Below are 12,018 nucleotides of genomic sequence, written 5' to 3' on the forward strand. Positions count from 1 at the left end.
TGTCGCGTCCTACAGAAGAATCGTTTTTGCTTATGGATATCAAACAGCTCTGGCTCAACGTCCAAGACCTTTGGGGGGCGCTTGATCAGCACCCGCTCCTGCATTCAAGCCTGGCACTGATAGTGTTGCTGGTGATTGCGCTGGTCCTCGGACGAGTGGCGCGTTACCTGATTTTACACGCAGCCAAGTTGCTCGGCCGCCAACCGGCCCTGCATTGGCTGAACGACCTGCGCCACAACAAGGTTTTCCATCGACTGGCGCAAATGACGCCGTCGCTGGTGATTCAGTTCGGCCTGCATCTGGTGCCGGAGCTGAGCAAGACCAGCCTGATTTTCCTCGGCAACGTCGCGCTGGCATTCACCATCCTGTTCCTGCTGCTGGCCTTCAGCGCCCTGCTCAGCGCGCTGCTGGACATCTACGCACGCACCGAACACGCCCGCACGCGTTCGATCAAAGGCTACATACAACTGACAAAAATGGTCTTGTATGTGTTTGGCGCGATCATCATCGTTGCCACGCTGATCGATCGTTCGCCGTTGTTGCTGCTGTCCGGTCTGGGCGCCATGTCGGCAGTGATTCTGTTGGTCTACAAGGACACCCTGCTGTCGTTCGTCGCCAGCGTGCAGCTGACCAGCAACGACATGCTGCGGGTCGGCGACTGGATCGAGATGCCGCAAGTCGGCGCCGACGGCGATGTGGTGGACATCACCTTGCACACGGTGAAAGTACAGAATTTCGATAAGACGATCGTGTCGATCCCGACCTGGCGCCTGATGTCCGAGTCGTTCAAGAACTGGCGCGGCATGCAGCAGTCCGGTGGCCGCCGGATCAAGCGCAGTCTGTTCATCGACGCCAGCGGCGTGCGCTTTCTGCGTGATGACGAAGAGCAGCGCCTGTCTCAGGTGCACCTGCTGACGGACTACATCGGCCGCAAGCAGGCCGAACTGAAGGCCTGGAACGCAGCACAGGGCAATGTCGCGGCAATGTCGGCCAACCGCCGGCGGATGACCAACCTCGGCACTTTCCGCGCGTACGCGCTGGCGTATTTGAAGAGCCACCCGGAGATTCAGCCGAACATGACCTGCATGGTCCGCCAGATGCAGACCACGGCGCAGGGCATACCGCTGGAGATTTACTGCTTCACTGGCACCACGGCGTGGGCTGATTACGAGCGGATTCAGGGGGATATTTTCGATTACCTGCTGGCGGTGCTTCCGGAGTTCGGCTTGAGCCTTTATCAGCAGCCCAGCGGTGGAGACCTCAGGGCCGGTTTACTTCCGGCAATGCTCGGCGCAAGCCACATCCCCGAGCAAGAAAAACACATCATGTGACCGCTGAAAAACCCTGTAGGAGCCTGCGATCTTTTGATTTTCAAGATCAAAAGATCGCAGGCTGCGCCAGCTCCTACACGGGTTGAACGTGTGGTTTGATACCCAACCGGCTGATCCACACCGCCGCCAGAATCACCATCCCGCCGAAGAACAACCGCCCCAATTCCTCATGCTGATTCCAGATCAGCAAGTTGATCAGCAACCCCACCGGCACATGCAGGTTGTTCATCACGGCCAGCGTGCCGCCGTTGACCATACAGGCGCCCTTGTTCCACCAGTACAACCCGAGCGCGGTGGAGACCAGGCCCAGGAACACCAGCACGCTCCACTGCAGAGGCGCTTCGGGCAGGAAATTTTGTTTGCCGAACAGCAGAAATGCCGGCAACGCCACCGCCAGTGCCCCCAGGTAAAAGTAACCAAAACGCCGGTAATGGGGCAGATCGCTCGGGTGACGCGCCACCAGATGTTTATAAAGCACCTGCCCGGCGGCGTAGGTGAAGTTGGCCAGTTGCAGCAGCACAAAGCCCATGAAGAAGTCCGGATTGATCCGGTCGTAGCGAATCACCGCGGCGCCGAGCACCGCCACCAACGCCGCCACCAGCGCCCACGGATTGAAGCGCCGGTTCAGCGCGTCCTCGATCAAAGTCACGTGCAACGGCGTGAGGATGGTGAACAGCAACACTTCCGGCACCGTCAACACGCGGAAGCTCAGGTACAGGCAGACGTACGTCACGCCGAACTGCAGCGCACCGATCAGCAACATGCCGCGCATGAACGCAGGTTCCACCGAACGCCAGCGGGTCAGGGGGATGAACACCAGTCCAGCCAGCACCACACGCACCAGCACCGCGAAGTAACTGTCGACATGCCCGGCCAGGTATTCGCCGATCAGGCTGAAGGAAAACGCCTGAATCAGCGTGACAAAAAGTAGATAGCCCATGTGCGCCTCATTTTGAATGGCGGCGACGATAGCGGGTTTTGCCTGTTGCCGCGACAGCAAGCCAAACATAAAACCCTGTGGGAGCCGAGCTTGCTCGCGATGACGGCGGCACATCCACTATTGATACCCAGTGACACACCGCCATCGCGAGCAAGCTCGGCTCCCACAGGGGATCTGTGCCGTTTCACTAAATTGCAGGCAAAAAAAAGCCCGATCTCGCTAAAGCGTTCAATCGGGCTGCAGCACTCAGGAGCAACAAGTGCAAAGGGAGGTCGATGCGCGTACAGGCTTGAAGGGTTGCGCCAGGTCACTAGAACATTCAGCGATTATCTGGCGATTAAACGGTCAGGCGACTTGCGAAAGCTTGGCGTTGGCCTGGTTGAGGCCCTTCTCCTGGAAGTCGCCACCCAGGTTCATGCCTTCAGCGTGAATAAAGGTCACGTCGTGAATCCCGATGAACGCCATAACCTGACGCAGGTACGGTTCCTGATGATCCGCCGGGCCGCCAGCGTAGATACCGCCGCGTGCAGTCAGGACATAAGCACGCTTGCCAGAGAGCAAACCCTGAGGGCCGGTGTCGGTGTACTTGAAGGTCACGCCGGCACGCAGCACATGGTCGAGCCAGGCTTTGAGGGTGCTCGGAATCGCGAAGTTGTACATCGGCGCGGCCATGACCAACACGTCGGCGGCGAGCAGTTCGTCAGTCAGCTGGTTGGAGCGTTCCAGCGACGCCTGTTCGATGTCGTTGCGTTGCTCGGCAGGCTTCATCCAGCCACCCAACAGATTGATGTCCAGGTGCGGCACCGGGTTGACGGCCAGGTCACGTACGGTGATCTGGTCAGCCGGGTGCGCGGCTTTCCATTGGCTGATGAAGGTCTGGGTCAGTTGACGGGAAACCGAGTCTTGCTGACGGGCGCTGCTTTCGATGATCAGAACGCGTGACATGGGATGTAGGCTCCATCTGAGAATGCTGTAAGGCGATGGAGTGAAGGTTAAACAGAACCATATCGATGAAAAAGCGCAAATAACTGCTATAACCCATCAATAAATTCGTTTATAAGCAGAGCACACCGATAAGGTTGGGCATAGATCCTGTAGGAGTGAGCCTGCTCGCGATAGCGGTGTGTCATGAACATCTCTGCACCTGACACACCGTTATCGCGAGCAGGCTCACTCCCACAAAATCTTCCTCGGCCTCCGGATTCGGTGCTATTTCGGCGTGCAGGTCAGGTCGATGCGCATTTTGATGATGGTGCGGGTGAACTTGGCAGTCGCATTTTTGTGTTTGCCAGCCGGCACATCGATCTTGCGGGTGCGGGGCGCTTCGGGGCCATTGCTGAAAACCACCTTGCAGGTCGCATCGGTGGTGCCGTAGTTGTTGACCTGAATGGACGCGATGTCGTTATCCGTGTCGTAGGCGTTGTAGTCGATGCTCAAACCATTCAACTGTTTCTGCACATCGATCGGATAAGCAAAAGCCGTCAGCGGCAGCATCGCCAGCAGTACGCAACCTGACACGACACAACAAAGTTTTTTCATTCGGCAGTCTCCAGTAAGGACCGCCAGCTTAGGACAAGAGGAGCTCAACATGAAAGCGCCCCGCGTGACCCTTGATCAATGGCGAACGCTACAGGCCGTGGTCGATCACGGAGGTTTCGCCCAGGCCGCCGAAGCGCTGCACCGTTCGCAATCGTCGGTCAGCTATACCGTGGCGCGCATGCAGGACCAGCTCGGCGTACCGCTGCTGCGTATCGATGGCCGCAAGGCCGTGTTGACCGAAGCGGGCGGCGTATTGCTGCGCCGCTCCCGGCAGCTGGTCAAGCAGGCCAGTCAGCTGGAAGACCTGGCCCACCACATGGAGCAAGGCTGGGAAGCGGAGGTGCGGCTGGTGGTCGACGCAGCTTACCCAAGCGCCCGCCTCGTGCGCGCCCTGACCGCGTTCATGCCGCAAAGCCGTGGCTGCCGGGTGCGGCTGCGCGAAGAAGTTTTGTCGGGTGTGGAAGAAGTGTTGCTCGAAGGCGTGGCCGACCTGGCCATCACCGGTTTCAGTATTCCCGGATATCTGGGCGCGGAGTTGAGCGACGTCGAATTTGTCGCCGTCGCTCATCCCGATCATCCCTTGCATCGGCTTAACCGCGAACTGAATTTCCAGGACCTGGAAAGCCAGATGCAAGTGGTGATCCGCGACTCCGGTCGCCAACAGCCACGGGACGTCGGCTGGCTCGGTGCCGAACAGCGCTGGACCGTGGGCAGCCTGGCCACGGCCGCTACGTTTGTCAGCAGCGGGCTGGGGTTTGCCTGGCTGCCTCGGCATATGATCGAACGGGAACTCAAGGAAGGTTCGCTCAAGCTGCTACCGTTGGATCAGGGTGGAAGTCGTAATCCGAGCTTCTATCTGTATTCGAACAAGGACAAACCCCTGGGCCCGGCAACGCAAATTCTCATCGACCTGCTGCGTACCTTTGACACCGCGCCACTGGATGCGCCGTTCGCCGCCCCTGAACAAGCCTGACATGGAGTGACTGCATGGCCTATTTCGAACACGAAGGTTGCAACCTGCACTACGAGGAATACGGCCACGGCACCCCTTTGCTGCTGGTCCATGGTCTCGGCTCCAGCACCCTGGACTGGGAGATGCAGATCCCGGTGCTGTCAGCCCACTACCGGGTGATCGTACCCGATGTGCGCGGCCACGGACGCTCCGACAAGCCGCGCGAGCGCTACAGCATCGCCGGGTTCAGCGCGGATCTGGTGGCACTCATCGAGCACTTGAACCTGGGCCCCGTACATTACGTGGGACTGTCCATGGGCGGGATGATCGGCTTCCAGCTGGCAGTCGATCAGCCGCGACTGTTAAAAAGCCTGTGCATCGTCAATAGCGGGCCCCAGGTCAAATTGCGCAGCCGCGACGATTACTGGCAGTGGTTCAAACGCTGGAGCCTGATGCGAGTCCTCAGTCTGGAGACCATCGGCAAGGCGCTGGGTGGCAAGCTGTTTCCCAAGCCGGAACAAGCCGCTCTTCGTCAAAAAATGGCCGAGCGCTGGGCAAAAAACGACAAACATGCTTATCTCGCCAGCTTCGATGCCATTGTCGGTTGGGGTGTTCAGGAACGACTTTCGAAAGTGTCCTGTCCAACCCTCATCGTCAGCGCCGACCGTGACTACACACCGGTCGCGCTAAAAGAGAATTACGTAAAACTGCTGCCCAATGCGCGACTGGTGGTGATCGCCGATTCACGCCACGCCACGCCGCTTGATCAGCCGGAACACTTCAATCAAACCCTGCTCGAGTTTCTCACCGAAGTCGACACCACCCCACTCAGGATCACTGACCCATGCTGAAAAAAATCGCCCTCGCCGCTGGCACCGTTCTGTTCGCCGCCAACCTGATGGCCGCGACGCCTGCCAAGGCTCCCCATGTGCTGCTGGAAACCACCAATGGCCAGATCGAAATCGAACTGGACCCGGTCAAGGCACCGATCAGTACCAAGAACTTCGTTGATTACGTGAACAGCGGCTTCTACAACAACACGATTTTCCACCGCGTGATCCCGGGTTTCATGGTCCAGGGCGGCGGTTTCACTCAACAGATGCAACAGAAAGAAACCAAGGCGCCGATCAAGAACGAGCACAAGAATGGCCTGGTCAACGTTCGTGGCACCTTGTCCATGGCCCGTACCTCGGCGCCGGATTCGGCCACCAGCCAGTTCTTCATCAACGTCAAGGACAACGATTTCCTCGACCAGGGTGATGGCTACGCAGTCTTCGGCAAGGTCGTCAAAGGCATGGACATTGTGGACATCATCGTCAATTCGCCGACCACCAGCCGCGGCGGTATGAAAGACGTGCCAGCCGATCCGGTGTTCATCAAGTCGGCCAAGGTCATCGACTAAGCTTCACCTGATGTATGAGCGGCGACCGTATGGCGGCGTCGCTCACACTGTTCAAGGAAAAGCCCGAGCGCGGGCGGAGATCCGATGCTTTATCGCCGTTTCGAACAACTGATCGACATTTTCCGCGACGCACCGACGGCGGCTCCGCCGGATCGGGTTCTCCCCTTCTATACCTATTACCTCAAGCAGGTCTGGCCGAGTTTCGCCGCCCTGTTGGTCGTCGGCTTGATCGGTGCACTGATCGAAGTGGCACTGTTCAGCTACCTGAGCCGCATCATCGACCTGACCCAAGGCACGCCCAACGTCAATTTCTTCCAGGAACACGGCATCGAGCTGGCCTGGATGGCGGTGGTTGCCCTGGTTTTTCGGCCGATATTCGTCGGCCTCCATGACCTGCTGGTTCATCAAACGCTGAGCCCCGGCATGACCAGCCTGATTCGCTGGCAGAATCACAGTTACGTGCTCAAACAGAGCCTCAATTTCTTCCAGAACGACTTCGCCGGTCGCATCGCCCAACGCATCATGCAGACGGGTAACTCGCTGCGCGATTCGGCCGTGCAAGCGGTGGACGCGCTCTGGCATGTGCTGATCTATGCGGTCAGTTCACTGGTGCTGTTCGCCGAGGCGGACTGGCGCCTGATGATCCCGTTGCTGACCTGGATCGCCGCCTACATCGGCGCGCTCTGCTACTTCGTCCCTCGGGTCAAGGAGCGCTCGGTGGTGTCCTCCGATGCGCGCTCCAAACTCATGGGTCGCATTGTTGATGGCTATACCAACATCACCACGCTGAAGCTGTTCGCCCACACCAACTTCGAGCAGCAATACGCCAAGGAAGCCATCGAAGAACAGACCGTCAAAGCCCAGCTCGCCGGCCGCGTCGTCACCAGCATGGACGTGGTGATCACGAGCATGAACGGCTTGCTGATCGTCGGCACCACCGGCCTGGCGCTGTGGTTGTGGACGCAATCACTGATCTCGGTCGGGGCGATTGCCCTGGCGACGGGCCTGGTGATTCGCATCGTCAACATGTCCGGCTGGATCATGTGGGTGGTCAACGGCATCTTCGAAAACATAGGCATGGTTCAAGACGGTTTGCAGACCATCGCGCAACCGGTCAGCGTCACCGACCGCGATCAGGCCAAACCGCTGACCGTGCCCCGTGGTGAAGTGCGGTTCGAACACGTCGATTTCCATTACGGCAAGAAACGCGGAATCATCGGCGATCTCGATCTGACGATAAAACCCGGCGAGAAAATTGGCCTGATCGGTCCGTCTGGTGCCGGTAAATCCACCTTGGTGAACCTGCTGCTGCGTCTCTACGACGTCGAGGGCGGGCGGATACTCATCGACGGTCAGAACATCGCCGACGTTGGCCAGGAAAGCCTGCGCGAGCGCATCGGCATGATCACCCAGGACACCTCGCTGCTGCACCGCTCGATACGCGACAACTTGCTGTACGGCAAGCCCGACGCCACTGACGCCGAACTCTGGGAAGCGGTGCACAAAGCCCGTGCCGACGAGTTCATTCCGCTGCTGTCAGACGCCGAGGGTCGAACCGGTTTTGACGCGCATGTCGGTGAGCGCGGGGTGAAACTCTCGGGCGGACAACGGCAACGGATCGCCATTGCCCGTGTGCTGCTCAAGGACGCGCCGATCCTGATCATGGACGAAGCGACCTCGGCACTGGACTCGGAAGTCGAAGCCGCCATTCAGGAGAGCCTGGAAACCTTGATGCAGGGTAAAACCGTGATCGCCATCGCCCACCGGCTCTCGACCATCGCCCGGATGGACCGGCTGGTGGTGCTGGAGAACGGCAAGATCGCCGAAACCGGCAGCCACGCGGAACTGCTGGCCCATGGCGGTCTGTATGCGCGGTTGTGGCAGCATCAGACGGGTGGGTTTGTGGGGATCGACTGAGCTGCATTCATTGCTGTTCCGGTGGGAGTGAGCCTGCTCGCGATAGCGGGTTAACATTCGACATTTACGTCGACTGAAACTCCGCAATCGCGAGCAGGCTCACTCCCACAGGGATTTGCGTCCCTCTGTTAAACCGCCACACGCCTTTCATCACGGGCTCTGGCGGTTTTTCTACGACTGGAATTCCGTAAAAACCCTGCTGTACTCAGCCAAGGTTCTGGAGATGAGCCTGTCGTAAGTTTGCAGGATGCATAACTCGATGCAGTCTCGATAGGAAGCCTATCAAGGACGCTCTCATGTCTCTGTTCAAACGTTCAGTCACTGAGTTGTTAGGTACGTTCTGGCTGGTGTTGGGGGGTTGCGGCAGTGCGGTTCTGGCCGCGTCTTCTCCGCTTGGAATCGGGGTGCTGGGTGTGGCCCTGGCGTTCGGCCTCACGGTGCTGACCATGGCGTTCGCCATTGGCCATATTTCCGGATGCCACCTCAACCCCGCCGTTTCCGTTGGTTTGTTCGTCGGCGGTCGATTCCCCGCCAAGGAATTGCCGGCCTACATCATTGCCCAGGTGATCGGCGGGGTCATTGCCGCCGCGCTGCTCTACTACATCGCCAGCGGCAAAGAAGGGTTCGATCTGTCAGCGGGCCTGGCCTCCAACGGCTACGGCGAACACTCACCCGGCAAGTACTCGATGGCCGCAGGTTTTGTCTGCGAACTGGTGATGACGGCAATGTTCGTGCTGATCATCCTCGGTGCCACCGACAAGCGAGCACCGCCAGGGCTGGCGCCCATCGCCATCGGCCTGGCGCTGACGCTAATCCACTTGATCTCGATCCCCGTGACCAACACCTCGGTCAACCCGGCCCGCAGTACCGGCCCGGCACTGATCGTTGGTGGCTGGGCCTTGGCGCAGTTGTGGATGTTCTGGGTAGCGCCGCTGCTCGGCGCCGTGGTTGGCGGCGTGACATACCGCTGGCTGGGCAAGGAAGGCACTTAACCCCTGGGAGCGGGGATCACGCTTGCCGATAAGGCAGCGCGGTCCTCGCTTCTTCGGCATAGGCCAACACCCCCAAACGCTCCTGGTGCAGGAAGTCTTTGACCGCCGCCTTCAGGCCTGGATGCCGCAAGTAGTGCCAGGAATGGGTGATCACCGGTTCAAAGCCACGTATCAATTTGTGCTCGCCTTGAGCCCCTGCGTCGAAGCGCTGAAAGCCATTGGCAATCGCGTAATCCATGCCCTGGTAGAAACACGTCTCGAAGTGCAAGCGGTCGAACTCCGCCAGACAGCCCCAGTAACGTCCGTAAAAACTGCCACCGCCCACCAGGCTGAAGGCCATTGCCACCGGCCGTGAGCCTTGTTTGGCCAACACCACACGTATCGCTTGCGGCATGCGCTCGGCCAGCAGACTGAAAAACGCCCGCGTCAGGTACGGCGCTTGCCGACGCACCGCGTAGGTATTGGCGTAGCAGGCATAGACAAAATCCCACTGCACCTCAGTCAATTGCGGCCCCTCGAGCCATTCGAAATCAATCCCCTGCCCCGCCACCTGCTCGCGCTCCTTGCGCATCTGCTTGCGCTTGCGCGAACTGAGGACGTCGAGGAAATCCTGAAAATCCCGGTACCCGCGATTCTGCCAGTGATACTGACAGCCAATCCGCTGCAGCCAGCCCGGTTGCTCGGCCAATGCGGCGTCGGTGAACGGATCGGTGAAGTTGATGTGGGCGCTGGAAAGCCCTTCGATCTCAAGGTATCCCGGCAGGCTCTTGAGCAGTTCGAAGCCGTCTTCCACCGTGGCCGCCAACAGCCGCGGACCACTGACCGGGCTGAACGGCACCGCAGTCAACAACTTGGGGTAATAGTCGATGCCGGCACGCTCGCAGGCATCCGCCCAGGCGTGATCGAAGACGTACTCGCCGTAGGAGTGCCACTTGCGATAAGCGGGCAGCGCAGCGATCAGCCGATCGCCCTCGATGTGCAACAAATGCTCGGGTTGCCAGCCGGTATGAGGGCCAACGCTGCCGCTGTCCTCCAGGGCACTGAGGAAGGCGTGACGCAGAAACGGCTGAGCGTCCGGCACCAGGGCATCCCAGTTGCGCGGTGAAATGTCGGACAGGTTTTCCAGTCGTTGCAGCGGCATAAATTCCTCTTCACCTAATGCGTGAAAGCTTGGCGAGTATCGCTTATCGCGCAGCAACCTACACGACCTATCCGACCGCAGTGCTCTGGAAAAGGGTTTTCAGACGACTTTGTATCGTCATCGCAACGCCATCACTTTGCCACTGCACTGTCATAAACCATCGCGATACTGGCGCCTGTTTTTAGAGCGTCGGGTTCTAACCCGGCCACTGTTTTCCGTCCATCAATGGTCGGTTGTGCCCTGGATGGCTCAGTCATCCACTCTCATCTTCGGAGATTGATATGCGTCTTGCTTCCACGAAAACTGCGGCAGCCCTGTGTGGCGGACTGCTGCTGGCCATGAGTGTTCCGGCCAGCGCCGCAGTCGACGCCAAACTGCTCGACATGCTCAAGGCAAACGGCTCGATTACCAACGCGCAGTACGGCGAGCTGCAAGCCGAGTTGGCCAGGGATCAGAAAGACCAGCAGATCGCCCGTCAGGCTCAGCAAGAGACCAACGAGCAGATCGCAGCCACCGCGAAGAAAACCGACACACTAAGCGCCTTCGACCAGAAACTGGCGTGGGCCGCCAAGACCCAGTTCAAGGGCGACGTGCGTTTCCGCCAGGAAACCATCAAGAACGATGGCGTTTCCAACAACAGAGACTCGGACCGCCAGCGCATTCGTGCCCGTCTGGGTGCGTACACCGAGATCAACCCGCAGGTCGACACCGGTATCCGCATCGCCACCGGCAGCAGCGACGACGCGCGTTCCACCAACCAGGACCTGAACAACTATTTCGACAAGAAGTCGATCTGGCTGGACCAGGGTTACGTCGACTACCACCCCGACGCGATCAAAAACCTGCACCTCGTTGCCGGCAAGATGCCGCAACAGTGGGTGAGCATGGGCGACATCATCTGGGATAGCGACATCAGCCCGGAAGGTCTGGCAGTGACCTACAAGTACCCACTGGGCGGCAGCACTGAACTGTTCGGTAGCGCCGGTCACTACACCCTCAAGGACAACGTCGACGGCGAAGGCGTGCAGTTCAAACACGATCTGCGACTGTACGCTGGCCAGTTGGGCGCGCGCTTCGCAATCACCGACAACCTCAAAATGACCTTGGGCGGCAGCCTTTACGCCTACGACAACGATGACAGCAGTGCTTGCCCGACGACTGGCGCCGTCACGGCTCCGTGCGCACTGGCCGTCAACGGCAACAGTCCGGGCGAGCAATTCAAACTGTACGAAGGCTTTGGTCAGCTGGATATCGGCGGGCTGCCAATGCCGCTGTCGTTGTATGGTCAGATCGTCAACAACGACGACGCCAGCAACGATCAGGACATGGGCTGGCTGGCGGGTGTGAAGACCAAGCTCTACGGCTTCGCAGTGGACTACAACTACCGCGATGTGCAGCGCAACGCCGTAGTTGGCGCCTTCACCGACTCCGACTTCGCCAACGGCTTCACCGGTTCCCGTGGCAGCAAGTTGAAAGTGAGCTACGAAATCGACAAGAACTTCGCCCTGGGTGCGACGTACTTCATGGCTAACTCCGACTACACCAACGCCAGCGCCGGCCTGAGAGATTCGGACATCAACACCCTGCAGCTGGATGCTGAAGCCAAGTTCTGATAATCCCGCTACATCACTCGGGCAAGGAAGCCCGGGGTGTTTTTCCAAACTCGCGTTGTGGTATCGGTCCCCATCATCCGTCCGATACGGCAGCGCGAGTTTTTTTGGCCCAAAAAAAGATCGCAGCCTGCGGCAGCTCCTACACCGACCGCATTCCAGCCGCGATATCGCGTTGAAACCCGATCCTGTGT

Annotated in this window: 11 protein-coding genes; 7 read left to right on the forward strand and 4 right to left on the reverse strand. The window is 59.2% G+C overall.

From position 1 onward, the window contains the following. Nucleotides 1-32: 32 nt before the first annotated feature. The gene (locus GBC55_RS04065; RefSeq protein ID WP_162436883.1) at nucleotides 33-1,331 is read left to right on the forward strand and encodes a mechanosensitive ion channel family protein; all 1,299 of its coding nucleotides are present in this window, start codon (nucleotides 33-35) and stop codon (nucleotides 1,329-1,331) included. A 73-nt stretch (nucleotides 1,332-1,404) separates the two neighbouring features. On the opposite strand, the gene GBC55_RS04070 is transcribed toward GBC55_RS04065, so the two are convergent. The 3 genes from GBC55_RS04070 to GBC55_RS04080 all read right to left on the reverse strand — a co-directional run bounded on the left by GBC55_RS04070 (nucleotide 1,405) and on the right by GBC55_RS04080 (nucleotide 3,810). Then, nucleotides 1,405-2,271, reverse strand: coding sequence for a carboxylate/amino acid/amine transporter (locus GBC55_RS04070; RefSeq protein WP_162436884.1), 867 nt, complete (start codon nucleotides 2,269-2,271; stop codon nucleotides 1,405-1,407). A 345-nt stretch (nucleotides 2,272-2,616) separates the two neighbouring features. Further along, nucleotides 2,617-3,216, reverse strand: coding sequence for an FMN-dependent NADH-azoreductase (locus GBC55_RS04075; protein WP_162436885.1), 600 nt, complete (start codon nucleotides 3,214-3,216; stop codon nucleotides 2,617-2,619). A gap of 264 nt (nucleotides 3,217-3,480) precedes the next feature. Beyond that, nucleotides 3,481-3,810, reverse strand: a complete 330-nt coding sequence (locus GBC55_RS04080; protein WP_162436886.1) for a 3-phosphoglycerate kinase — start codon at nucleotides 3,808-3,810, stop codon at nucleotides 3,481-3,483. A gap of 49 nt (nucleotides 3,811-3,859) precedes the next feature. Here GBC55_RS04080 and GBC55_RS04085 point away from each other — a divergent pair, with 49 nt between their 5' ends. The 5 genes from GBC55_RS04085 to aqpZ all read left to right on the forward strand — a co-directional run bounded on the left by GBC55_RS04085 (nucleotide 3,860) and on the right by aqpZ (nucleotide 9,073). Then, the gene (locus tag GBC55_RS04085; RefSeq protein ID WP_162436887.1) at nucleotides 3,860-4,783 is read left to right on the forward strand and encodes a LysR family transcriptional regulator; all 924 of its coding nucleotides are present in this window, start codon (nucleotides 3,860-3,862) and stop codon (nucleotides 4,781-4,783) included. A gap of 14 nt (nucleotides 4,784-4,797) precedes the next feature. After that, entirely contained in the window at nucleotides 4,798-5,613 is an 816-nt protein-coding gene (locus tag GBC55_RS04090; RefSeq protein WP_162436888.1) for an alpha/beta hydrolase, read from the forward strand. Next, nucleotides 5,607-6,164, forward strand: coding sequence for a peptidylprolyl isomerase (locus GBC55_RS04095; protein WP_162436889.1), 558 nt, complete (start codon nucleotides 5,607-5,609; stop codon nucleotides 6,162-6,164). Before GBC55_RS04090 ends, GBC55_RS04095 begins: the two co-directional genes overlap by 7 nt. A gap of 84 nt (nucleotides 6,165-6,248) precedes the next feature. Beyond that, on the forward strand, nucleotides 6,249-8,081 hold the full coding sequence (locus tag GBC55_RS04100) for an ABC transporter ATP-binding protein (RefSeq protein ID WP_162436890.1): 1,833 nt from the start codon (nucleotides 6,249-6,251) through the stop codon (nucleotides 8,079-8,081). A gap of 296 nt (nucleotides 8,082-8,377) precedes the next feature. Next, nucleotides 8,378-9,073 (forward strand): aquaporin Z, encoded by a 696-nt coding sequence (gene aqpZ, locus GBC55_RS04105; protein ID WP_162436891.1) that lies wholly within the window; start codon nucleotides 8,378-8,380, stop codon nucleotides 9,071-9,073. 16 nt (nucleotides 9,074-9,089) lie between these two features. Here aqpZ and GBC55_RS04110 read toward each other — a convergent pair whose 3' ends face one another. Then, nucleotides 9,090-10,214, reverse strand: coding sequence for a GNAT family N-acetyltransferase (locus tag GBC55_RS04110; protein ID WP_162436892.1), 1,125 nt, complete (start codon nucleotides 10,212-10,214; stop codon nucleotides 9,090-9,092). A 281-nt stretch (nucleotides 10,215-10,495) separates the two neighbouring features. Here GBC55_RS04110 and GBC55_RS04115 point away from each other — a divergent pair, with 281 nt between their 5' ends. Next, complete coding sequence (locus GBC55_RS04115) at nucleotides 10,496-11,827, forward strand: putative porin (protein WP_162436893.1); 1,332 nt, start codon at nucleotides 10,496-10,498, stop codon at nucleotides 11,825-11,827. Nucleotides 11,828-12,018: the final 191 nt, after the last annotated feature.

It is taken from the genome of Pseudomonas sp. TNT3 (genome assembly GCF_010095445.2).
GTDB lineage: Bacteria > Pseudomonadota > Gammaproteobacteria > Pseudomonadales > Pseudomonadaceae > Aquipseudomonas.